At 43.5% G+C, this 24971-nt stretch carries 21 protein-coding genes and 1 riboswitch; of the genes, 17 read left to right on the forward strand and 4 right to left on the reverse strand.

The window, feature by feature from the left end; all coding sequences use genetic code 11:
* Positions 1-134 precede the first annotated feature (134 nt).
* Both ftsZ and lpxC read left to right on the forward strand, forming a co-directional pair.
* Entirely contained in the window at positions 135-1316 is a 1182-nt protein-coding gene (ftsZ, locus tag FTU58_RS06825; protein ID WP_004974238.1) for a cell division protein FtsZ, read from the forward strand.
* Between the two features lie 123 nt (positions 1317-1439).
* Complete coding sequence (lpxC, locus tag FTU58_RS06830; protein WP_004974240.1) at positions 1440-2342, forward strand: UDP-3-O-acyl-N-acetylglucosamine deacetylase; 903 nt, start codon at positions 1440-1442, stop codon at positions 2340-2342.
* 97 nt (positions 2343-2439) lie between these two features.
* On the opposite strand, the gene FTU58_RS06835 is transcribed toward lpxC, so the two are convergent.
* The gene (locus tag FTU58_RS06835) at positions 2440-2880 is read right to left on the reverse strand and encodes a DciA family protein (RefSeq protein WP_004974242.1); all 441 of its coding nucleotides are present in this window, start codon (positions 2878-2880) and stop codon (positions 2440-2442) included.
* 106 nt (positions 2881-2986) lie between these two features.
* Here FTU58_RS06835 and FTU58_RS06840 point away from each other — a divergent pair, with 106 nt between their 5' ends.
* From FTU58_RS06840 to recJ, 10 genes are all read left to right on the forward strand, one after another.
* Positions 2987-3670 carry a M23 family metallopeptidase gene (locus tag FTU58_RS06840; protein ID WP_004974246.1) on the forward strand — a complete coding sequence of 228 codons (684 nt, stop codon included), beginning with the start codon at positions 2987-2989 and terminating at the stop codon, positions 3668-3670.
* 368 nt (positions 3671-4038) lie between these two features.
* Positions 4039-6741, forward strand: a complete 2703-nt coding sequence (aceE, locus tag FTU58_RS06845) for a pyruvate dehydrogenase (acetyl-transferring), homodimeric type (RefSeq protein ID WP_096901655.1) — start codon at positions 4039-4041, stop codon at positions 6739-6741.
* Between the two features lie 2 nt (positions 6742-6743).
* Positions 6744-8726: a 2-oxo acid dehydrogenase subunit E2 gene (locus FTU58_RS06850; protein ID WP_180062246.1), complete on the forward strand. Its 1983-nt coding sequence runs from the start codon at positions 6744-6746 to the stop codon at positions 8724-8726.
* Positions 8727-8824: 98 nt separating this feature from the next.
* A riboswitch (yybP-ykoY riboswitch) is annotated at positions 8825-8984 on the forward strand.
* Between the two features lie 72 nt (positions 8985-9056).
* Positions 9057-9632 (forward strand): TMEM165/GDT1 family protein, encoded by a 576-nt coding sequence (locus FTU58_RS06855; RefSeq protein WP_004974251.1) that lies wholly within the window; start codon positions 9057-9059, stop codon positions 9630-9632.
* Positions 9633-9817: 185 nt separating this feature from the next.
* Positions 9818-10615, forward strand: coding sequence for an MBL fold metallo-hydrolase (locus tag FTU58_RS06860; RefSeq protein WP_004974253.1), 798 nt, complete (start codon positions 9818-9820; stop codon positions 10613-10615).
* Between the two features lie 106 nt (positions 10616-10721).
* Positions 10722-11087, forward strand: a complete 366-nt coding sequence (locus tag FTU58_RS06865) for a YkgJ family cysteine cluster protein (RefSeq protein WP_004974255.1) — start codon at positions 10722-10724, stop codon at positions 11085-11087.
* A 328-nt stretch (positions 11088-11415) separates the two neighbouring features.
* The gene (guaB, locus tag FTU58_RS06870) at positions 11416-12882 is read left to right on the forward strand and encodes an IMP dehydrogenase (RefSeq protein WP_004974257.1); all 1467 of its coding nucleotides are present in this window, start codon (positions 11416-11418) and stop codon (positions 12880-12882) included.
* A 142-nt stretch (positions 12883-13024) separates the two neighbouring features.
* Positions 13025-14356 (forward strand): phosphoglucosamine mutase, encoded by a 1332-nt coding sequence (gene glmM, locus FTU58_RS06875; RefSeq protein WP_131261207.1) that lies wholly within the window; start codon positions 13025-13027, stop codon positions 14354-14356.
* 14 nt (positions 14357-14370) lie between these two features.
* Positions 14371-15027, forward strand: a complete 657-nt coding sequence (gene pdxH / locus FTU58_RS06880; protein WP_096901662.1) for a pyridoxamine 5'-phosphate oxidase — start codon at positions 14371-14373, stop codon at positions 15025-15027.
* Positions 15028-15040: 13 nt separating this feature from the next.
* Positions 15041-16744: a single-stranded-DNA-specific exonuclease RecJ gene (gene recJ, locus FTU58_RS06885; RefSeq protein WP_180062247.1), complete on the forward strand. Its 1704-nt coding sequence runs from the start codon at positions 15041-15043 to the stop codon at positions 16742-16744.
* A gap of 58 nt (positions 16745-16802) precedes the next feature.
* Here the strand turns inward: recJ and FTU58_RS06890 are convergent, their stop codons facing one another.
* Together FTU58_RS06890 and FTU58_RS06895 are read right to left on the reverse strand one after the other, a co-directional pair.
* Positions 16803-17552 (reverse strand): putative porin, encoded by a 750-nt coding sequence (locus FTU58_RS06890; protein ID WP_004974262.1) that lies wholly within the window; start codon positions 17550-17552, stop codon positions 16803-16805.
* A gap of 174 nt (positions 17553-17726) precedes the next feature.
* On the reverse strand, positions 17727-18503 hold the full coding sequence (locus FTU58_RS06895; protein ID WP_004974263.1) for a putative porin: 777 nt from the start codon (positions 18501-18503) through the stop codon (positions 17727-17729).
* A gap of 572 nt (positions 18504-19075) precedes the next feature.
* Between FTU58_RS06895 and prfB the strand changes: the two genes are divergently transcribed.
* From prfB to FTU58_RS06920, 5 genes are all read left to right on the forward strand, one after another.
* Positions 19076-20171 (forward strand): peptide chain release factor 2 gene (gene prfB / locus FTU58_RS06900; protein WP_104852716.1). Its coding sequence is split into 2 segments (ribosomal slippage): positions 19076-19147 and positions 19149-20171, totalling 1095 coding nucleotides; the frame shifts between segments, so codons are not numbered across the junction.
* A gap of 166 nt (positions 20172-20337) precedes the next feature.
* On the forward strand, positions 20338-20637 hold the full coding sequence (locus tag FTU58_RS06905; protein ID WP_180062254.1) for a helix-turn-helix transcriptional regulator: 300 nt from the start codon (positions 20338-20340) through the stop codon (positions 20635-20637).
* Positions 20638-20657: 20 nt separating this feature from the next.
* Complete coding sequence (locus FTU58_RS06910) at positions 20658-21737, forward strand: alkene reductase (RefSeq protein ID WP_096901672.1); 1080 nt, start codon at positions 20658-20660, stop codon at positions 21735-21737.
* An 84-nt stretch (positions 21738-21821) separates the two neighbouring features.
* Positions 21822-23102, forward strand: coding sequence for a 3-deoxy-D-manno-octulosonic acid transferase (locus tag FTU58_RS06915; RefSeq protein WP_180062248.1), 1281 nt, complete (start codon positions 21822-21824; stop codon positions 23100-23102).
* 2 nt (positions 23103-23104) lie between these two features.
* Positions 23105-23818: a 16S rRNA (uracil(1498)-N(3))-methyltransferase gene (locus tag FTU58_RS06920; RefSeq protein ID WP_180062249.1), complete on the forward strand. Its 714-nt coding sequence runs from the start codon at positions 23105-23107 to the stop codon at positions 23816-23818.
* Here the strand turns inward: FTU58_RS06920 and FTU58_RS06925 are convergent.
* Positions 23792-24778: a mechanosensitive ion channel family protein gene (locus FTU58_RS06925; RefSeq protein ID WP_131261199.1), complete on the reverse strand. Its 987-nt coding sequence runs from the start codon at positions 24776-24778 to the stop codon at positions 23792-23794. The genes FTU58_RS06920 and FTU58_RS06925 overlap by 27 nt on opposite strands.
* Positions 24779-24971 lie beyond the last annotated feature (193 nt).

Below are 24971 nucleotides of genomic sequence, written 5' to 3' on the forward strand. Positions count from 1 at the left end.
GAAGTTGTACGGATCATCACTGGTACTTGACAAGCCAGAAGTTGAACAGCATTCTTAAAAATAATTTTTATGAAGATCAAGGCAGTATACGGGCTTAAGTGACTGCCAATAACGTATTAGGAAATCTAAAGGTCATGGCCTCATTTGAATTTATAGATGATCAAACCGATAGCAACGGTCAAGCCCGTTTCACTGTGTTTGGTGTGGGTGGTGCAGGTGGTAACGCTGTGCAGCACATGCTTGAGTCGGATATTCAGGGTGTAAAATTTGTTTGTGCCAATACGGACAAACAAGCATTGGATCGCATGAATTCGCAATTCAAAATCCAGCTAGGTGAGCAAAGCACACGTGGTTTAGGCGCGGGCGGTGATCCTCAAGTGGGTCAAACTGCAGCGGAAGAAAGCCGCGAGCTGATCTGTCAGCAACTTGAAGGCACAGACATGGTGTTCGTGACTGCAGGGATGGGCGGTGGTACAGGTACAGGTGCTGCGCCAGTTGTGGCTGAAATTGCCAAAGAAATGGGCATTTTGACTGTTGGTGTGGTGACTACGCCATTTAACTTTGAGGGTAAGCGTCGCTTACTTTCTGCGGAAAAAGGGATTGCGGCATTAGAACAGCATGTAGACTCTTTAATCATTATTCCAAACCAGCGTTTAATGAAAGTTTACCGCGACATTTCAATGAAAGATGCGTATAAAAAAGCCGATGACGTTTTGTTGAACGGTGTACGCAGTATTTTTGATTTGGTGGTACGTCCAGGTCACATCAACCTAGACTTTGCTGACTTGAAAACTGCGATGAGTACGCGCGGTTATGCGATGATGGGTGTTGGTTCAGGTCGTGGTGAAAACCGTGCGCGTCAAGCGGCTGAACAAGCGATTCGTAGCCCATTGCTCGATAGCGTAACCATTGCCAATGCCAAAGGCTTGTTGATTAACGTAACGGGTGGTGATGATGTGACCTTCGGTGAAATCGAAGAGATCATGGACGTGATTCATCAACTTTCAGATACCGAACAAACCCAAGTATTCTACGGTACGGTATTTGATCCTGAAGCGCGTGACGAAATTAGCGTGACTGTTATTGCTACTGGTTTAGCGCGTAACACAGGCGATACACCAGAGCCTGCAAAACGCACCGTGACACAAACCACTTCTGCAGCACCAACAGCGGCAGTAGAAGAAGATGATGTGCCTGCAATTCAGCGTCAGCAGGCAGAAACTGCGCCTGCAATTAGTGCGACAACAACATCAGGCTCTGCGCGTCCAACGCCAATGAGTATTCAAGACTATTTGAAAAATCAGCAGCGTAAATAAGCCAAGATCCTCAATTTCATTGTGTGATCGGGAAAAGGCAGTTTTAAACTGCCTTTTTTGTTTTTTATCAATGGCTAAATATGCTAACGTATAGCGGTTTTAAAATTTAGATGAATTGAGAACATGCTGAAACAACGTACCCTACAACGTGTCGTCAAGGCGAGCGGTATTGGTCTGCACAGTGGTCAAAAAGTATTGATCAACTTTGTGCCGCATCATGCCGATGGGGGAATTGTGTTTCGTCGTATCGATTTAAATCCGCCTGTCGATATTCCAGCCGATGCCATGCTGATTCAAGAAGCATTTATGTGCTCGAATTTGGTTCAGGATAATGCCAAAGTTGGCACTATTGAGCATGTTATGAGTGCAATTGCAGGGTTGGGCATTGATAACTTGATTATTGAAGTGTCTGCCTCTGAAGTGCCCATTATGGACGGCAGTGCAGGGCCTTTTATTTATTTGTTGATGCAGGGTGGTTTAAAAGAACAGGATGCTGCGAAAAAGTTCATCAAAATTTTAAAACCTGTAGAAGCTTTAATTGACGATAAACGTGCGGTGTTCAGTCCGCATGAAGGTTTTCAGCTCAATTTCACCATCGACTTTGATCATCCTGCCTTTAAAAAAGAATATCAGTCTGCCACCATCGATTTTTCTACAGAAACCTTTGTCTATGAAGTCAGTGGCGCACGTACTTTTGGCTTTATGAAAGATTTGGACTATTTAAAAGCCAATAATTTGGCTTTGGGTGCGAGTTTAGATAATGCCATTGGGGTAGATGATACAGGCGTGGTCAATGAAGAAGGTTTGCGCTTCTCGGACGAGTTTGTACGGCATAAAATTTTAGATGCTGTGGGGGATTTGTACTTGCTTGGACATCAAATTATTGCCAAGTTTGATGGTTATAAATCAGGACATGCCTTAAATAATCAGTTATTACGCAATGTTCAGAGCGATCCAAGCAGTTATGAAATTGTAACATTTGATGACATAAATTCTTGCCCGATCACTTTTGTGCATGTGACATAAGTCATTGTCTTTTCTTACTACGTTATAATGTAACAACAATAATATGTGAATTTCATCACAAATTTGAGCACGAGTTTTTGGTGTTTTCTGCAAACAATTATTTTTTATTGCTTGCCAAACGTAACAAAGCTTGGCTAAGCTTAGGGTCGCTCACAAAGTCAGCAGCACCTCGTAACATATCTTGAGTTTCTGGACTAAGTGTTCTTAAAGGCTTTTCGCTTTTTGGGGGCGTTTGAGATTCAACTCTTAAACGAACTTGAATTTTTTGTATATCTTTCAGTTCATGCAGTTGTGACAGTTGAGTAATGTATTGCTTTTGCAAATAAGCAAGTTGACTGACCATCGCTTGATTCGTTCCAGTAATGGTTAAGACACCTTGTTGATAACAAACCACCTGCCATTGCTCTGGTTGTGGCAGTAAAGGTTGAATAAGTTTGCCAAGTTTCTGCCATGCAGCAACTTGGGTTGAGAGAAACGTTAGGTTTCCTGTTTTTATGTGTTTTCTTGTTTGTTGAAAGAGATTCACAGGTTCGGACATACATCATTCCTTCATGTTTATGCCCTAATCTTATGCGCTCCTTTCAGTAGATATCAAGGAAGAGATCACAAGGAACTTCAAGTAAGAACAGTTAAGAGGTTTTTTTATGCATTCGCGCCGTATTTTATTAGCGTTTTCACTGGCAGCTTCGGCAGCATCTGTCGCATTTGCTGATTTAGTTGAGTTAGATTCTCAAAATTCATCGACTGATCGTATTGAGCAATTAACCCGCACCTTGTCACAAGGTTCTTATACAGAAACACAAGACATTGATGTTCCTGCACAAACGCAGATGACCGTTAAGCTTCGTGAAAAGACTACAGAATTAAACAATGCGTCTTTAGCAAAAAAATACGGTACCAATACCAGCACCCGTTTTGCTTCTTCAAATCCTTATGCTTGGTTAGTGTCACATCCATTACCAAATGCACGTATTAGCTCGAACTATGGCGGTCGTGTCATGAGTGGTCGTGCTGAAAACCATTCTGGCTTAGACCTTGCTGCACCAAGCGGTACTCCAATTTATGCGACTGGCCCAGGTATTGTGACCAAGTCAGGCTGGGGCACAGGTTATGGTCAATATGTAGAAATTAACCACGGTAATGGTTATATCACGCGCTACGCACACGCTTCACGTTTAATTGCACGTGTGGGTGACCGTGTAGATGCAGGCGAACATATTGCCAACGTGGGTTGTACAGGTCGTTGTACAGGTCCTCACTTACATTATGAAGTAGTGAAAGATGGTCAACGTAAGAACCCTTCTACCTATTTAGCAATGTTGCCGTAATGTTTTGGCTAGAAATTCATGCTCTAGCCACACTCACTGTAAACTACACGCGAACTACAAATTAAAACATGAAATTAAAGCGGCAAAGGTCGCTTTTCTTTATACTCACGTTTTAGCTTTTAGCAAAATCTAGTGAGACATTTCAGACATCAACTTATCACCTAAAAAAATAATAACACGCAGTATCTGCTTTATTGTATAAAAAACCGCCTAAATTGGCGGTTTTTTGTTATTTGCTGTAAGAATGTGTCAATCACTATTTATTTTCTAAATAGTATGCAGGATATGCATTTAAGATTAGCCATATCTACTAAAGTCTAAATTATGATACATATAAAGCATACGATTAGGCTTAGGAATAGTGAATTATGGCGTTTTACGGTGATACGGACTCACAAGAAACCCAAGAATGGCAAGACGCCTTTGATGCTGTGTTACAACATATGGGTACTGAACGGGCAGCATTTTTACTCGAAAAACTGTACCAACGTGCAATTGCAAAGCATGTACCCATTCAGCGATTAAATACTCCTTACCTCAATACCATTTCAGTGGAAGAACAACCTGCCATGCCGGGCGATCAGGATATGGAGCGTCGTATTCGCGCCCTGATTCGCTGGAATGCGTTGGCAATGGTATTGCGTGCCAATAAAACAGGTGATGATTTAGGTGGTCACCTTGCAAGTTTCGCATCTTCAGCCACATTATATGATGTTGGTTTTAACCATTTCTTCCGTGCCAATAGTGATCATTTTGGCGGTGATATGATCTACTACCAAGGTCACTGTGCACCCGGTATTTATGCCCGTTCATTTTTAGAAGGGCGTTTAACCGAAGATCAATTAAATAATTTCCGCCGTGAAGTGGGCGGTAACGGTTTACCTAGCTATCCACATCCTTATTTAATGCCTGACTATTGGCAGTTCCCAACGGTGTCGATGGGTCTGGGTCCAATCATGTCAATTTATCAGGCACATATTCAAAAATACTTAATGAACCGCGGTTTAATTAAAGAAGAAGACCGTAAAGTCTGGGCATATCTAGGCGATGGTGAAATGGATGAGCCAGAAAGTTTGGGTGCAATTTCACTGGCAGGTCGTGAAAAGCTAGATAACCTGATTTGGGTGGTGAACTGTAACTTACAGCGTTTAGATGGCCCTGTACGCGGTAACGGTAAAATCATTCAAGAACTTGAGTCGTTATTCCGTGGCGCAGGTTGGCGCGTGATTAAAGTGGTCTGGGGGCGTCATTGGGATGCTTTATTAGACAAAGACGACACAGGTGCATTAAGAGCCATTATGGAAGAAGCGGTGGATGGTGATTATCAGCGCTTGCAAGTGAAAGGTGGTGCATACGCTCGTGAGAAATTCTTTGGTAAATATCCTGAAGCCAAAGAATTGGTCAAAGATTTAAGCGATGAAGATATTGATAACCTGAACCGTGGTGGTCACGATCCGTACAAAGTATTTGCGGCGTATGCTGAAGCATGTAAGGCCAAAGGTCAGCCAACGGTCATTTTAGCCAAAACTGTCAAAGGTTATGGTTTGTCTGATGAAATTGAGGCGGTGAACAAAACCCACCAAATCAAAAAAATGCAGTTGGATTCTTTAAAATATGTACGTGACCGCTTCAACTTGCCATTTAGCGATGAGCAACTTGAAGAAGTGCCGTTCTATCGTCCAAGTGAAAATTCGCCTGAATTGAAATATATGAAAGCGCGTCGCGAAGCGTTGGGTGGTTATTTGCCTGCGCGTCGTAAAGACAGCGAAGCTTTACAAATTCCTGAATTATCAGTTTTCGATTCAGTCTTGGCAGGTTCAGGTGGCAAAGAACAATCGACCACTATGGTGATGGTGCGTTTGATTTCTGCCCTGCTCAAAGAAAAAGCCATTAAAGACCGTGTGGTACCCATTGTACCCGATGAAGCACGTACTTTCGGTTTAGAAGGCATGTTCCGTCAACTGGGTATTTATGCCGCACATGGGCAAAAATACACCCCTGAAGACCAAGAACAATTGATGCATTATCGTGAAGCCAAAGACGGTCACATGCTGCAAGAAGGCATTAACGAAGCAGGTGCAATGAGTGCTTGGGCAGCTTTGGGTACCAGTTATTCGACCAATAACTTACCAATGATCCCAATGTATATGTATTACTCCATGTTTGGTTTCCAACGTATTGGGGATATTGCATGGGCGGCAGGTGATGCACAGGCGCAAGGTTTCTTGTTGGGTGCCACTGCAGGACGTACCACACTCAATGGTGAAGGCTTGCAACACCAAGATGGTCACTCGCATATTTTAGCCAATACTATTCCAAACTGTGTGTCCTATGACCCATGCTTTGGTTATGAGCTTGCCGTGATTGTGCATGATGGTTTGCAACGCATGTATGTCAATCAGGAGCGCGTGTTCTATTACCTCACCGTAATGAATGAAAACTACGAGCATCCTGAAATGCCACAAGGTGTGGAAGAAGGCATTAAGCGCGGCATGTATTTACTGCAGGAAGATGAAAAAGCCACGGTTCAATTGCTAGGTTCAGGTGTGATTTTGCGTGAAGTCATCAAAGCGGCGAAAATCTTGCGTGAAGAGTATCAAATCCACTCGAATGTCTACAGTGTGACCAGTTTTAATGAATTGGCGCGTGATGGTATGGCGTGTGAAGAATACAACCGTTTGCATCCATTGGCTGAAGAAAGCAAAGAGCCGTGGATCTCACAACAGTTACGTGGCAAAGATGGCATTGTCGTGTCTGCTACCGATCACATGCGCGCCTATAGCGAGCAAATTCGCGGTTACTTGCCAGACAATCGTCCATTTGTTGCCTTAGGTACCGATGGTTATGGTCGTTCCGATACCCGCGGTAACTTGCGTAGCTACTTTGGGGTCGATGCAGCACATATTGTGGTAGCCACCTTGAAAAAACTGGCTGATGAAGGCGAAGTCGATGCGCGTTTGGTCAAAGATGCAATCTCGACATTTGAGTTAGATACAGATCGTCCTGTCGCGTGGGCACCGCAAGCGGTTCCTGAAGTACAAGCGGTTGCTGACTACAAAGAGGAGCACTGATCATGCAAATTCAAACGCCTGATATTGGTGTCGATAAAGCCACAGTTGCAGATATTCTTGTGAAAGTTGGCGACACGATTGCAGTTGATGACAGCATTGTCCTGTTGGAATCAGACAAAGCTTCTGTTGAAGTACCCAGCACCGCTGCAGGGGTAGTGAAAAGTATTTTGGTACAACAAGGCGATGAAGTGACTGAAGGTGCGGTGCTAATTGAGCTAGAAACTGAAGCTCAAACCGCAGCTGCTACAGAAGTTGCTGCACCGCAAGCCGAAGTGGACGCTGCACCGAAGCAAGATGCTGAACCAGTGGTCGCTGCAGCGCCAAGCTCGGCGACATCAACCACAGCACAAGAAGTAGATGTACAAGTACCTGACATTGGCGTGGAAAAAGCCGTTGTTGGGGAAATTTTAGTACAAGTGGGCGATGCGATTGATGTTGATCAAAGTATTATTGTGGTGGAGTCGGACAAAGCCACGGTAGAAGTGCCGAGTACGGTATCGGGTACAGTTACCGCGATCCAAATCACTACGGGTGATACGGTAAAAGAAGGTGTGGTGATTCTGAAAGTGAAAACTGCCGCTGCTGCCGCAGTTGCACAGGTGGAAACACCTCAAGCGACACCAGTAGAAGCGGCTGCTGTACCAGTGAACGCAGCAACTGCATCTGCACCACAAACTGCAGCATCAGCTCAGGTTGAAGTCGCAGTGCCTGATTTAGGGGTCGATAAAGCCACAGTGGCAGAAATTTTGGTACAAGTAGGCGATACAGTCGCCGCTGACCAAAGTTTGATTGTGGTGGAATCAGACAAAGCCACGGTTGAGGTGCCAAGTACTACCGCAGGTGTGATTCAAGCCATCCACGTGGAATTAGGACAAAGTGTTGCGCAGGGCAATGCCTTAGTGACGATAGTAACTGCAGGCGCAGCTGCACCAGCAGCAGTTGCGGCAGCGCAAGTTGCCTCTGCACCAAGTGCATCGCCAGCAGTCAGTGCTGCATCTACAGCACAAACCACAACGGTTGCAGCAAGTGCACATACGAATGTAGACAAATTGAGCAAGGCGCAAAATGAAGCCAATGCAAAAGTGTATGCAGGCCCTGCTGTGCGTAAACTGGCGCGTGAGTTAGGTGTTGTTTTAGCCGATGTAAACGCCACTGGCCCGCATGCGCGTGTACTCAAAGAAGACTTGAAGGCTTATGTTAAAGCGCGTCTTACTGCGCCGCAGACTGCTCCTGTCGCTGCTACAACACAGCAAGTTACAGGTTTGCCAAAGTTGCCTGATTTTAGTGCATTTGGTGGCGTGGAAGAAAAAGGTTTGACGCGCTTACAACAAGTGTCAATTCCGCAATTGTCCCTGAACAATTACATTCCACAAGTCACGCAATTTGATTTGGCCGATATTACTGAGCTAGAAGCGTGGCGCGGTGAATTGAAAGCCAACTTCAAAAAAGAAGGTGTTAGCTTGACCATTTTGGCGTTCATTGCCAAAGCTGTAGCGCATTTGCTGAAAGATGAACCGTATTTCGCTGCGCATTTGGCAGATGATCAAAAGTCTGTGCTGCTGCGTAAAGAAATCCACATGGGCATTGCCGTGGCAACCCCTGATGGTTTAACCGTGCCTGTGCTACGCAATCCAGATCAGAAATCGATTAAACAAATTGCGATCGAACTGGGCGAGTTGAGCCAAAAAGCGCGTGATAAAAAGTTGTCGCCTAAAGATTTACAAGGTGCAAACTTTACTATCACCAGTTTAGGTTCGATTGGTGGTACGGCATTTACGCCGTTAGTGAACTGGCCACAGGTTGCGATTTTGGGTATTTCACCAGCGACCATGCAGCCTGTCTGGAATGGTGAAGGTTTTGATCCGCGCTTGATGTTGCCGTTGTCATTGTCGTATGACCATCGGGTGATTAATGGCGCAGATGCAGCACGTTTTACCCATAAACTGACGCAATTGTTGGCAGATATTCGTAGCTTGCTGCTCTAAACTCAGAAAAGCTTTATAAAACCCTGCTGCGGCAGGGTTTTTTGTCACTGCCGTTACTCGGCTAAATTTGCTTAACTGCAGTATTCCGTTTAGAATAGCTTTACTTCATTGGGGAGTAGCCGCTTTTTACTAATTTCTGTTCAAACTGAATGCAGTAAAAAGGTGATGGTCAACATATTTGTTCCACAGAACATGGTCATCATAGCAAAGAACCAAGTCTGCTTTTTCAAGCTTTCTTTTGTTGGCAAGACCTTTGATTTATCACTCTGCAGATTTTGGCTAGCAGGAGGGATAGGTCATTGGTATGTGTGCTAGCCAGAGAAAAACATCATGTATGAATTCCTCATCTCGACTGCCATTGTCGCCTTAGCCGAAATGGGTGATAAAACCCAATTACTGGCTTTATTACTCGCGGCACGTTTTCGTAAACCTGCTCCAATCTTGGTTGCTATTTTACTGGCAACACTCATTAACCACGGACTTTCTGCAGTTTTGGGGCAGTGGATTACCACGGTACTTAGCCCAGAAATTTTATTGTGGATTTTGTCTTTAGGTTTTATTGGCATGGCGATTTGGATGCTTATTCCAGACCAGCTAGATGATGAAACTGAAAGCATCAACAAGTGGCAAAAATACGGTGTATTTGGCGCGACCTTTGTATTGTTCTTTTTGGCAGAAATTGGCGATAAAACTCAAATTGCCACAGTGGCTTTAGCCGCACGTTATGACAGCGTGTTTTGGGTCATGCTTGGAACCACTTTGGGGATGATGCTGGCCAATGCACCTGCGGTATTTATTGGCAATAAATTAGCGACCCGATTGCCAATTGCTTTAATTCATAAAATTGGTGCACTGATTTTCCTAATTATTGGTGTGTCGACTTTGGCGCAACATTATTTATTCTAAATTATTCATTAAAATGCATAAATCCTGAGCAAACTGCTCGGGATTTATTTATGTGAATGGTACTGCAATTCACTGATATTTCAGATAATCTGAGCCATTTTATTTATTGTAACTTTCCATAAATAGCTATATGTTATTCAATGATAGAAAATCTATTTTTAAAATGAAAAAATTGGGGATTGGTTATGGCATTTGACCGTACAACATCGCAGGTCTTATTTGATAATGGGACACATAAATGTATTAGTTTTACCAGTTTGGTCAAAGGTGAAGGTGTTCAGGCCAACCAATTTCTGATCATTGATAATAACCGTGCCGCAGTGCTAGACCCGGGTGGCGACCTGACCTATGTACCACTGACCATGGAATTAAACAAATATACCCGTTTGACCAATCTTGACTATGTCATGGCATCGCACCAAGACCCAGACATCATCACTTCAATGCCACGTTGGTTGGTCTATACCGAAGCAAAAATCGTAGCATCAAAATTGTGGGCGCGTTTCTTGCCGCACTTAAGCTCATCTTTTATGAGTGATCGTATGAAAGGCAACTGGCTAGATCGTTTGGTGGAACTGCCAGATGAAGGTCAGGCAATTCCTTTGGGCGAGTCTAAAATTATTGCTGTGCCTGCGCACTTCTTGCACTCTGTTGGTAATTTCCAGTTTTATGATCCTATCGCCAAAATTTTATTTTCTGGTGATATGGGTGCGTCAATGGTGGAAGATGCTTCAATTCCATTGACTGATTTTGCTGCGCATATTCCTGCGATGAAAGGCTTCCATCAGCGCTATATGTGTTCCAATAAAGTGATTCGCCTCTGGGTGAATATGGTACGCACCATGGACGTTGAAATGATTGTGCCGCAACACGGTACGCCATTTGTGGGCAAAGAACAGGTGAATCAATTCTTAGACTGGATTGAAACACTGGAATGTGGCGTCGATTTGATGGACGAACACGTTTTTAGCTGCCCTGAATAAGCGACAAAAAAAGCTGAAAAAACTGTAAAAAAAACTTGAGTGCAAAAACAACTTTTTTTAAGATTTTCGCCCAAAAACGATTTTTTTGATGACGAGAACTTAACGAATGTTGTCTCAAGTACCTACAGCAGATGCCTGCTTAAGCTGCGGCGCGTGTTGCGCTTATTTCCGTGTTTCATTTTATTGGGCTGAAGGCATGAATATGCCTGAGCACTACACGGAACCAGTAACAGCAGTCTATTCATGCATGTGTGGTACCAATCAGAGTCAGCCGCGTTGTGTCGCTTTAGAAGGTGAAGTTGGACAGCAAGTGAGCTGCGGGATTTATGAATTACGCAGCAGCTCTTGTAAAGAAGTGCAAATTGCCGATGATCAATGCAATAAAGCACGTCGTGCGCATAACATGATTCCATTTGTGCAAGTCGATCCAGCCATTTCTGTGAATGATGATGACTTCGATCAAGTGGTTTAATGGTGCTTTAAGTTGTTGATCGCAATCCAGATTGAAAAAGCAAAGCTGCGGCTTTGCTTTTTTTTACGGCTAATTTTGGATAAATAGCCAATCATGGTTCACATTGAAGCGGCTTTATCTGCCTGAAAAATGAAACATCGCAAGTTTTAAACCTGCACGGCTAAAAAGCAAACTAAGGATGAAAACTTCAATTTTTAGATGAAAATTACCGATTTTTTCATGTCGCATCCCCCAGAAGGGCAGAATAAAAAATATTTCTTAGAGAACAAATGAAATTTGTGCCCAGATTTGTTTATAATGGCTCACGGAAATTACCAGTGAGACTGTTATGCTGACCATCGTTCAAGAAGCGTTAACCTTCGATGATGTCTTATTACTCCCTGCCTATTCTACTGTTCTCCCAAAAGATGTCTCCTTAAAGACACGTTTTACGCGCGGCATTGACCTGAATATTCCTTTGGTTTCAGCAGCAATGGATACGGTGACTGAATCTCGTATGGCAATTGCGATGGCGCAAAACGGTGGTATTGGTATTTTGCATAAAAACATGGACATCGTTGCGCAAGCAGCCGAAGTGCGCCGTGTGAAAAAATTTGAAGCGGGTATGGTGAAAGACCCGATTACCGTAACGCCAGAAACTACAGTACGTGAATTGATTGCGCTGACTCAAGCCAATAATATTAGTGGTGTACCTGTGGTAAAAGATGGCAAAGTTGTCGGTATTGTGACAGGACGTGATACACGTTTTGAAACCAACCTTGAACAACCTGTCAGCAATATCATGACAGGTCAAGATCGTTTAGTGACAGTACGCGAAGACGAATCTAAAGAAAACATTCAAGCTTTATTGCAACAGCATCGTATTGAAAAAGTCTTGGTGGTGAATGACCAGCAGGAATTAAAAGGCTTAATTACGGTCACTGATTTCCGTAAAGCAGAATTGTATCCAAACAGCTGTAAAGATGACTTAGGTCGTTTACGTGTGGGTGCTGCAGTGGGTACAGGCGCAGAAACACCAAGCCGTGTAGAAGCATTGGTTGAAGCAGGTGTCGATGCGATTGTGGTTGATACAGCACACGGTCACTCTGCAGGTGTAATTGAGCGTGTACGTTGGGTAAAAGCCAACTATCCACAAGTTCAAGTGATTGGCGGTAACATTGCAACTGGCGATGCTGCTTTGGCATTGTTAGATGCAGGTGCAGATGCAGTGAAAGTGGGGATTGGCCCGGGTTCAATCTGTACCACACGTATTGTGGCAGGTATTGGTATGCCGCAAATCTCTGCAATTGACGCTGTTGCCAATGCATTGAAAGAACAGATTCCATTAATTGCCGATGGTGGTATTCGCTTCTCTGGTGATATGGCCAAAGCAATTGGTGCAGGTGCAAGTACCATTATGGTCGGTTCATTGCTTGCAGGTACTGAAGAAGCACCGGGCGAAGTTGAATTCTTCCAAGGTCGTTACTACAAAGCATACCGTGGTATGGGTTCATTGGGTGCAATGGCAGGTGCAACAGGTTCTGCAGACCGTTATTTCCAAGACTCGAAAGCAGGTGCAGAAAAACTTGTACCAGAAGGTATTGAAGGTCGTGTACCGTACAAAGGCCCAATGGGCAACATCGTGCATCAAATGATGGGTGGTTTACGTTCATCTATGGGTTATACAGGTTCTTCAACTATTGAAGATCTACGCCAAAATGCTAAATTCGTGAAAATTACTGCAGCAGGTATGCAGGAATCTCACGTGCATGATGTGACGATTACTAAAGAAGCGCCGAACTATCGCGTTGGTTAATATGAACTATCGCGTTGGTTGATATTTAGTAGCATTTTCAAATAAAAGCCGTCATCAATGTGACGGCTTTTTCATTTTTGGTGTAAAGTAACTCGCAGTAAAAAAGTGATGATAAAGATCACCCCTAAGAAGTGAGAACAATATGAGTTATTTTGGTACAGACGGCATTCGAGGGAAGTTTGGAGAGTTACCAATTACACCTGATTTTGCATTAAAACTAGGTTTTGCAGCAGGTAAAGTTTTAAAAAAACACACCAAAAAAAATAAACCTATTGTGGTATTAGGTAAAGATACACGTCTTTCAGGCTATATTTTAGAAGCAGCATTACAAGCGGGTTTAAATGCCGCAGGTGTCTATGTGCATTTGCTCGGCCCATTGCCGACGCCCGCTATTGCGCACTTAACCCGCGCTTTGCATGCCAGTTTAGGCATTGTGATTTCAGCATCGCATAATCCGTATTTTGATAACGGGATTAAATTTTTCTCGGGCGAAGGGAAAAAGCTGCCAGATGCCTTGCAAGAAGAAATTAACCAAGAATTGCAGCAAGAATTAAAAATTGATGATACGGCCAACTTGGGTAAAAGCGTTCGTGTTAAAGATGCCAATGGGCGTTACATCGAGTTTTGTAAATCGACCTTTCCATATCATTTAGATTTAAATGACCTCACCATTGTGGTCGATTGCGCCAATGGTGCTGCCTACAATGTTGGCCCTGCGGTATTCCGTGAATTAGGTGCGAAAGTGATTGCCATTCACAATGAGCCAAATGGTTTAAACATCAACGAAAATTGCGGCTCAACCCATCCTGAAAGTTTGCAAAAAGCAGTGCTTGAGCATCAGGCGGACTTGGGTGTTGCATTTGATGGTGATGCAGACCGTGTGATTTTGGTGGATAGTCAAGGCAAGCAAATTGATGGTGACCACATTTTATATATTCTTGCCACACAAGGCTCGAAAAAACCTGCAGGTATTGTTGGGACGTTAATGAGCAATATGGCGCTGGAATTGGCGTTAGAAAAAGCCCAAGTACCATTACTCCGTGCCAATGTCGGTGACCGTTACGTGCTACAAGGTCTGGAAGAAAATGGCTGGGTTATTGGTGGTGAGCCATCGGGGCATATTTTGACTTTGGACAAGAGCACCACAGGTGATGCAATTATTGCTGCCTTGCAAGTGTTAACGGTGATGGTCGAACAAAATAAAGCCCTACATGAATTGGTGGCAGATTTTAAACTGTTGCCAAATGTGCTGGAAAACGTGCGCTTAGCAAATATGTTTGATCCGTATACCGTTCCTGCCTTGGTGGAAGAGTTTGACCGTGCTACGGAACAGCTGAAAGGTCGTGGACGCTTATTGATTCGTAAATCGGGCACTGAACCTGTGATTCGTGTCATGGTGGAAGGTGATGATTTGGCTGAAGTGAAGGCAATGGCGAAAGATTTAGCAGATGCTGTACGTCGTCATGCCGTCTAAAAGGGGGGTAAATCGTGAGTGATTTAATTAAAGATTTAAGTGAGCTGCGTTTAAGTTACCAAAAAGGTGAATTGCTAGAAGCACAGGTCAGTGCCAATCCGCATATTCAGTTTTTGAATTGGTTTAACCATGCCTTAGAAGCCAAGCTGCATGAACCGTATGCGATGTCATTGGCGACTGCCAATGCGCAAGGTCGTCCGCATGTGCGTACTGTGTTGCTGCGTGGAGCCACCGAAGCAGGCTATGACTTTTATACCAATTATGACAGTCAAAAAGGGTTGGATTTAGCGGCCAATCCTTATGCTGAATTGTTATTTTACTGGCCTGAACTGGAACGTCAGATTCGTGTCAGCGGTTATGTCGAAAAAATTGATGAGCAAGAATCGACAGCGTATTATCACAAACGCCCACGTGACAACCAAATCGCTGCGCATATTAGCACTCCGCAAAGTGGTGTGATTGCCAGCCGTGAAGAACTACAGGCGCGTTTCCAAGACTTGCATGCCCAAGTGGGCGATCAATCTGAATTGCAAAAACCTATATTTTGGGGCGGTTACCGCTTGCAGCCTGATTATTACGAATTTTGGCAAGGCCGTCCGAACCGTTTGCATGACCGCTTAGCTTATGAAAAAATTGAAGGTGAGTGGAAACTACAACGCTTGATGCCTTAAATCACTGGAAATTATGTCAAAAATTCTAATAAAGCAAAGACCTTTACTTACACGCCCTGAAAACTTTCAGGGCGTCTCTACATTTGTTGCCCAAATTTTAGCGCGCCGTGGCGTTGCGTCTGAGCAGGAGCTGGAACTTAAACTGAAGCACTTGCTTGCTCCAAGCATGAAAGGTCTACCAGAAGCAATTCAGCTGATGGATCAGGCGATTGATCAGCAGAAAAAAATTGTAATTGTGGGCGATTACGATGCCGATGGCGCGACCAGTACCACACTCATGATTTTGGCATTGCGCGAAATGGGCGCACACGTGCAGTATTTAGTACCTGACCGTTTTAAATATGGTTATGGCTTAACCCCCGCCATTGCCGATTTGGCTTTTGAGCGTTATGCGCCTGATGTATTAATTACGGTAGATAACGGGATTTCCAGTCATGCGGGCGTGGATCGTGCGCAAGCTTTGGGGATGCAGGTCATCATCACCGATCACCACCTCACTACAAAAGCCACTCCAAATGCAGAGGCTGTGGTGAATCCGAATCAATTGGGTTGTGATTTCCCAAGTAAAGCCTTGGCAGGTGTGGGCGTGGCATTTTATGTGTTGGCCAACTTATCCAGTCAGCGTAAAAAACAGGGTAAATCTGCTGCAAATTTAACGCAATATTTAGATTTGGTGGCTTTGGGCACCTATGCCGATGTCGCTAGTCTGGATTATAACAACCGTATTTTGGTGGATGCAGGCTTGAAACGGATACAGCAGAATTTATGTCGTCCTGGGATTAGCGCATTGCTGGATTTGGCAGGACGTGAACCCGCACAGCTCAAAGCGCAGGATTTGGGTTTTGTCTTGGGGCCACGTATCAATGCTGCAGGGCGCATGGAAACCATGGACATTGGAATCGAGTGTTTACTGGCAGCGGATATGCAAAGTGCTTATGCTTTGGCGCGTCAGTTAAATGCTTTGAATCAGGAACGCCGTCAGGTTGAAGGGCAAATTAAACAGGATGCGCTGGCAGAGTTGGAAAAGCTGCAGTTAGATCAAAGCGATTTACCGCATGCCTTGATCATGTTTGAAGAACATTGGCACCAAGGTGTAATTGGAATTGTTGCAGGACGCTTAAAGGAACAGTTTCATCGCCCTGCGATTGTATTTGCTGCCGATGAAGATGGTGAGCATATTAAAGGCTCTGCCCGTTCAATTGAGGGGATTCACATACGTGACACCATTGAATTGGTTGCAGAGCAATATCCACATTTGGTGAGTCATTTTGGTGGACATGCGGCTGCGGCAGGTTTGACCATAAAAAAGGTGCACTTTGCAGAATTTAAACAGGTCTTTGAACAGATCATTGCGCAAATGGATGCAGATTTATTTCATGCCGTGCTGTGGACAGATGGTGAATTGCCGCAAGAAGCTTTTGTTTTACACACGGTAGATTTATTGCAGCATTTAGCACCGTGGGGACAAAAGTTTCCGCAGCCTGTGTTTGAGGGACGGTTTAAAGTGGTTGATTTTAGATGGTTGAAGGACAGTCATTTAAAATTGCGTTTGGCATTGGACAATGGGCAAGTGGTTGATGCGATTGCGTTTGGTGCTAAAGATAAATTTGAATTTAACCCGATGCGGGATGATGTGCGTTTGGTTTATGAGTTAGAGCGCAATGTGTTTAATGGCAATGTGAGTTTGCAGTTGCAGATTGTGCATTTGGAGCAGTAATCCAAATAAAAAAATCCGCTCAAATTTGAGCGGATTTTTTTGCTTTTAATGTAAGGGATTAGAAGCGATAAGCAGCACGAAGACCGAAGACATTTGCATTTTCTTCAAAGTCAATAGAGCCTTCTAGGCTGACTTGTTGATTGAAGAATTTTTTAGCACGAATTTGGAAGGTATCATCTTCACCGTCATCGGTATAACCGAGGCCAATGCTAAATGTTTTGTCGAGATATAGATCAGTACCTAGGGTGAAAATTTCATCATCAGCAAAAATAACGCCACCTTCAAAGTTCATGTCGTATGCACCGACTTGAGTAACATATTTAGCGCGTAATGTTGCATCAGAATCATCAGTATTATCGTTATCAAAACCAGCAATACCCGCTGCAATGAGTAAACCTGAAACTGGAAGGTAACCTAACTCAGCTGTATAACTTGTAGTGTCAAAATCCTCAGAACCATCTTTTTCAATTGTTGATTGACCAATGCTAGCACTTACATAGAAGTCTGTATTTGGAACAAAATATTCAACACCGATACCAAAAGTTGTGCTTTCGGCTACATCAAAATCCATATAACTAATAGCGGCACTAACGTTGCTCGCACGATTTAAAAACGCAGCTTCATTTAATGGTGAGTTCTTCACTTGAACTGGATTAAAGTAAAAAGTTCCATCAAGCGCAAAACCTGTAGACGTATCTGCGTGATCAGGATCAATGACGAAAAGTGATCCACCAATTTCAGCTTGATACGCATGAGCAGTACTTAAACCAGCTAGAAGAGCAGTTGCAAGCGCAAGTTTTTTAAACATTATTGAGATTCCCTCTGTTATAGAAATATGACTGTTTTGTTACAGTTGTTGCTGATTGTACGGAAAATACTCAGCACGTCAATGCACTATTTCTACCTAACTGCTTTATTTTAGTGCATAAAAAAGCACCCTTCCGAAGAAGGGTGCTATTTGAGTAAGGAATTAGACTTAAGCTTAGAAGCGATATTTCGCAGCGACACCAAAGCGGTTGTAGTCAGCATTACCAACTTCACCAAAGCCTACACGACCTTCCAAACTGACTTGTGGTGTAAAGAATTTACGTGCACTCACACCAAACTCATCATTATCGTTGATATCGTTGCTGTAATAATCGACACCTACACTTAGCGTTTTATCAATGAAGTAATCCGCAGCAAGATTGTATTCATCGAGATCACCAAAAGCAGCACCTGCTTCAAGGTTGATGTCTTTACCATTCGAAAGTGTAGTTACGTATTTAGCACGTAAAGTCGGGTCTACACCATCATCACGGTCATTATCCCAACCTTTAAGACCTGCTGCGATTAACAAGCCTGGTGCTGGTAAATAACCAACTTCTGCACCATAGGTGGTTAAATCATTGTTTAGGTCATCATTGTCTTTCAAGTCATGACCGCTCACATTACCACTTAAGTAAAAGTCTGAATTCGGTACAAAGTACTCTGCACCTACGCCGTAAGTATGCGCTTCATTGTCGCCAACTTCGTCATATTGGTATTTGGCATTTACGTTGCTAGCACGATCAAGGAACGCTGCTTCTGCCAAAGGTGCATTACGGGTTTGTACAGGGTTAAAGTAATAAGTACCATCTACACCGAATGAACCGCTTGAACTGCCGTTGTCTGGATCAATCAGTCCTGCTGATGCACCAATTTCAGCTTGGTATGCGTTCGCAGTACCAGTGATAGCCAAAGCTGAAAGTAGGGCTGATGCGATTGCTAATTTTTTCATGGAAAGTACCCCTCTGAAATCTGGTTAACAGTTAAACTTTTTGTTACAACTTTTAGTCTAGGCGAAAAAAAATCAGCGTCAATCACAGGAAAGTTGCCGCTTTGTTACAAGCGTAAATTTGTGTAATATTTTGAGTTTAAGTGATTGAAATAAAAATGAAATAATTAAATGTTTTGTTTTATTAAAACTATGTGTATTTTGTGAATTTTACTAAAGTTGATCATTAAATCATCAAACTTGTTTCATCTTTGTTTTATTTTGGCGGGTTGAAGCAATTACCATACACCACTTTTTAAGCATGTTTTCAGCTGAATGTGTCAGGCAAAAAATCAGGGCGATAGATCGGCCATTAAGATAAATATCCGTGTTAATCGTGCATGCTATTTTAGGTTGGATATCATCAGGCTTTCACTTTAAAAGTTTAAAGCGATCTTTATTTTTAACCACATTTAGCATTCAACTTATAAAAGCTGAAAAGTTATGCTGGAATTTACAGCAGGATAGAAATGCCAGAACATGTCTGTGCTACAATTATCAGTTAATAAGCTTCATTGTTAATTGAGAGAATTTACGTGGAAATTAATCCTTATCTAAACCAATTAAAAGACTTGAACGAACGTGGTCAAACACTACGGGGGTATCTTTGACTACGATCTGAAAAAAGAGCGTTTAGAAGAGGTTCTCCGCGAGTTAGAAGATCCTGCAATCTGGAATGATCAAAGTCGTGCGCAAGCCATGGCCAAAGAAAAGGGCGAGCTTGAAAACGTGATTCATGTTCTAGAAGGTTTGGCGACCCAGTTAGAAGATGCCCAAGCCATGCTGGATTTAGCCGTTGAAGCCGATGATGAAGATTTATTGGTGGATGTGCAGTCTGAATTGACTTCTGCAGAAGAAGAACTGGCGAAATTAGAATTCCGCCGTATGTTCAGCAATCCAATGGATCCAAACCCATGCTATGTCGAAATTCAGGCAGGTTCGGGTGGTACAGAAGCACAAGACTGGGCATCGATGCTGTTGCGTATGTATATGCGTTGGATTGAACGTCACGGCTTTAAAGCAGAATTGATGGAAGAGTCGGATGGTGATGTAGCAGGGATTAAATCTGCGACTATTCGCGTTGAAGGTGAATATGCCTATGGTTGGTTGCGTACCGAATCGGGCGTGCATCGTTTAGTGCGTAAATCGCCATTTGACTCAGGTAACCGTCGTCATACGTCATTCTCTGCGGTGTTTGTTTCGCCAGAAGTTGATGACAACATTGAAATTGATATTAACCCTGCCGATGTTCGTACCGATACTTACCGTGCTTCAGGTGCGGGTGGTCAGCACATTAACAAAACTGACTCTGCGGTACGTTTAACCCACGCACCTACAGGTATTGTGGTGGCATGTCAGAACCAGCGTTCGCAACACGCCAACCGTGACCATGCGTGGAAACAGTTACGTGCTAAGTTGTATGAACTGGAAATGAGTAAACGTAATGAGGCGGCTCAAGCTTTAGAAGACTCGAAGTCTGATATTGGTTGGGGCAGCCAAATTCGCTCTTATGTATTGGATGACTCGCGGATTAAAGACTTGCGTACAGGGGTGGAAACCTCAAATACGGGTGCAGTTTTAGATGGTGATTTAGACAAATTTATTGAAGCCAGTTTGAAACAAGGTCTGTAAGTTTAAATTTACAGTACCCAATAAGTCTGCCCAATTCGGTTGATCTGCTTAAATTGTTTAAACAATTTGCATAAATCGTAAAAAAACGATATTAATATCGAAAAAATACGATATATTAAAGGCAGCTGCTGAATTGGGCTTATATTTACGAATATGTGTCTGAATGATGGATGTCGATTTAATATTTAAAGCCTTAGCCAATCCTACCCGTCGGCAAATTTTAGAATGGTTAAAAGCACCAGACCAATTTTTGTCGGTAGAAGAGTGTGGCGACTTTAAGCGTGGCGTATGTGCAGGACACATTGAGCGTTTGGGCAACGTGTCGCAATCGACCATGTCAAATCATTTATCGGTACTGCAACAGGCAGGTCTTATTCGTGCAGAAAAATATGGACAATGGTCGTATTTTTCTCGTAATGAAGCACTCATTCAGCAATATGTCGAATATTTAAAACACTCACTTTAACTGTGAGATTAGAGGCAAAAATGGCTGAATTAGACTCTCCTTTAGTTTTGGGTGATCTGCATCTAAAAAACCGTGTGGTGATGGCACCTTTAACCCGTAGCCGCGCCAGCGATGACCGTGTTCCAACGCCAATGATGGCAGAATATTATGCACAGCGTGCCAGTGCAGGTTTGATTCTTTCAGAAGCAACGGTAATTTCTGAAGAAGCCAATGGTTATTTAAATACCCCAGGATTGTTTACCGATGCTCAAGTGCAGGGTTGGAAACTCGTTACCGATGCCGTGCATGCCAAAGGTGGTTTGATTGTGGCGCAACTGTGGCATGTAGGTCGTGTTTCACATCCAGATTTACTCAATGGTGCAACACCAGTATCGGCAAGTGCGGTACAACAAGCAGGTTATGTCAGTTTGTTGCGTCCTAAACGTGAATATGTGTTGCCACGTGCCTTAGAAATTGCAGAAATCCACACCATTACCGAGCAATATAAACAAGCCGCCATCCGTGCCAAAGAAGCAGGATTTGATGGGGTAGAGTTGCATGCAGCCAATGGTTATTTGATTGATCAATTCCTGCAAAGCAAAACCAACCAACGTGACGATGAATACGGTGGTTCGGTTGAAAATCGTGCGCGTTTCTTGTTAGAAGTGATGGACGCCTTAATTGAAGTCTGGGGCGCAGGTCGAGTCGGTGTGCATTTAGCACCACGTGGCGATGAGCACGACATGGGAGATGATGATCCACGTGAAACCTTTGGCTATGTCATGCAGCAATTGGGGCAGCGTAAAATCGCGTTTTTCTTTACCCGCGAATATTTAGCCGAAGACAGCATTTCCCAAGAAATGAAAGTACGTTCAGGCGGTGTGCCATATATCGCGAACATGCGTTTAAGTCGTGCTGATGCCGTGGAATTATTGGCTTCGGGCAAGGCCGATGCGGTGTCATTTGGTAAGGCGTATATTGCCAATCCAGACTTGTATGAGCGTTTATTGGCAGATGTACCTTTAAACGAACTCAAGCTGGAAAACATGATTGGTACAGCCGTTGCAGAAGGCTATATCGATTATCCAACTTTGGCGGAAACACAACACGCTGTAGAATAAAAGCCAGTATAGCGCCACATGCAATTAACATGCGCGTGTGGCTCTGTTATATTTTGCCGATAATCTTTCTTTGGGGCGCATCTTTTGGCTACTCCATTTTGGTATAACGCAGCCTTGGCGCTGTTAAAACCGATTTATCAGTCACGTATTCGTAAACGTGCCGAATATCCTGAGCAATTACAACAAGAACTGCTTGAGCGTTTTGGCCCATTTCAGCCTGCTAAAAATTTACATGCCATTTGGTTTCATGTGGTGTCGGTGGGGGAAACTAATGCCGCACAACCTTTAATTGAACATTATTTAAAAGTGGGACATCCCGTTTTAGTCACCAATACCACCAAAACGGGGCAGGCACGCGCCAAATCATTATTTTTAAAAGCACCGTATTTAGATTTATTTCAAGCCGTGTATTTACCTGCCGATCAGGTGCATTTAATTCGTGAGTTTTATCAGAAATATCAGCCTAAATTATTGGCACTGGTCGAAACAGAATTGTGGCCTAATTTGATTGATCAGGCGCAGCATTTTCAAGTCCCGTGTTTGTTGATTAATGCGCGGCTTTCGGAAAAATCGGCCAAAGGTTATGCCAAAGTTAAAGGATTAACTCGCGGCATGTTGCAAAATTTGCAGCAACTTTTGGCGCAAGACTCTGCCACACAGCAGCGTTTTATCGCATTGGGGATGCCTGCCGAGCGTACAAACGTGGTGGGTAATATTAAATTTGATATTACTGCGCCAGAAGATTTTGTAGAGCAAGCCGCGCAGTTGCAACAGACATGGCAATTGGCACATCGCAAAATTATCACCCTTGCCAGTACCCATGCGCCTGAAGAACAGCAATTATTGACTGCTTTGAAACCTTATTTCGCACAGCATCCTGAACTGTTATGTATTGTTGTGCCGCGCCATCCAGAACGTTTTGATGAAGTTGCTGTGCAGGTGAAAAAACTGCAACTCAATATGCAGCGCCGTAGTTTGGCTGAAGCGATTCAACCCGAAACACAAGTGTATTTAGCCGATAGCATGGGTGAAATGTGGTTGTGGTACGCCTTAAGTCAGGCCTGTTATGTCGGTGGTTCGCTGAATGAACCTGGCGGTGGGCATAATATTTTAGAGCCTTTGGCCTTAAATGTCGCCACGGTATTGGGCAAAAATTATTTTAACTTTCAAAGTATTGTGGATGAGTTTGTTGCAGCAGAAGCCGTGTATGTGGTCGAAGATGCTGAACAAGCTGTAAATACGTTAACGCAATTGTTGTTTGAACCTGCGTTGCGTGCTCAGCTGAATCAAAATGCTCAAGTGATTATGTATAAAAATCGTGGCTCTTTGACTGAGCATATTCACGTGATGAATCAGTATCTTTAAATATGAATATCGTTTTGCTTGACCCTCGGCAGACCACAAATGAAGTGTGGTCTATTAGCGCCCAGCGCCAAGTGCAGCATTTACACACGCATGTCGGTGTACAAGTCGGTGACAGCTTAAAAGTCGGGATTCGCGGTGGCAAGCGTTATTTGACCGAAGTGGTGGACGTTAGTGAGCAGCGGATTCAAGTCAAAGCCCTGTATGAAGAAGCTGTACCGAAAAAACTGCCTGTGACCCTGATTGTGGCTTTACCGCGCCCCAAAGTATTGCGTCGTTTAATTATGGATAGCGTGACGCTAGGTGTGGAAAAAATTATTTTGCTGCACAGCTATCGGGTTGATAAAAGCTATTGGCAAACGCCATTTTTGCAGCAGCTCGATCAATATATAACGTTGGGATTGGAACAAGCAGGCGATACCATTGCACCTGAGATTCAACTTTATAAACGCTTTAAACCCTTTGTGGAAGATGTTTTCCCCAGTTTGATTTCTGCCGATTGTCCTGCTTATGTGGCGCATCCTTATACCGATCAAGCTATGCCACATGCCATCCAACATCCATGCAGTATTGTGATTGGCCCAGAAGGTGGATTTATTCCCTACGAAATTGATTTGCTCGAAAAAAACGGCTGCCAAGCGCGGCACTTGGGCAACCGTATTATTCGTACTGAAACTGTGATTGCTTATGTTTTAGGGCGTTTGTTTAGTGCGGGCTGAATCATCTTCATTGACTGCTGCATCACCACGATAAACTTTCACTTCCTGCACAGGATAAGGAATCGAAATGTGATGTTCGGCAAAAGCGGCAATTACCCGTTCTTGCACTTCACTGATGGATGCTGAAGTGGTGGTTTCCGTCGTATTTACCCACCAACGCACATTTAAATTAATCGAAAAATCGGCCAAGGCAGTGACATTGACGCTAAATGCAGGTTGGCTCAAGATTTTTATGTCACGGTCTAAAATGGCCAAAATAATATCTTTGGCTTTTTGTACGTCATCTTCATAACCAATACCGACCACAAACTCGCAACGACGACGGGTATAAGCCGTATTGACCGTCACGGCACTGGTATACACCGTAGCATTTGGAATCACGATGCGACGTCCATCGGGAGAGCGCAGGAAGGTGGCACGAATCTGAATATCTTCTACCGTACCTTCCATATTATTTACGATAATGTCATCACCAATTTTAAATGGCTCACCAATCAAAATCAGCACGCCCGATAATAAATTCTGGAAAATATCTTTAAAAGCAAAACCAATTGCAACAGAGCCTAGACCCAAAGCACTCATCAGTTGGCTTGGGGTAAAACCCGGAATTGCAATCACCATCGCAATCAGAAAACCAAAGAAAATAATTGCGGAACTACCGACCCGATTCAGCACCAAAACCAAATTTTGTCGGGTATAGGAACGATTGTTCAGGGTCTTGCGAATAAACCATTTAAACAGTCGGGCAAGCAGCCAAAACAGAATCAGCACCACGGCTGCAATCATCAAATACGGCACACGTTCCCAAAATCCTTCCATAATTTTGTCGATGGTGGAGTAGGCGTCATTGTACTTGGCCGTATGATTGATCACGGTTTGCGTGGTTTTTTCAGTGGCTTCCTGCAACAGCTGACTGGTGTTTTCAGAAACTTCACTGAGTGAGGGTTTGGATTCTGCCACGATAATTCCGAATTCAAAATGAAGCGACTATTTTGCCTGAAAAACTCAATTTGGTTAATGAGCAATGCTTACTTGCCAGTATTTTAGACAACTTGGATAGAAGTGATGAGCGTACTATTTTGTAGCATTTAAACTGCGAGTTGTATGTGGTTTTATCTGTAAGACAGGGTCGCAGGTATGAATGATTGGCTGC

The organism is Acinetobacter sp. YH12120, assembly GCF_013418795.1.
GTDB classification, from domain to species: Bacteria; Pseudomonadota; Gammaproteobacteria; order Pseudomonadales; family Moraxellaceae; genus Acinetobacter; species Acinetobacter towneri.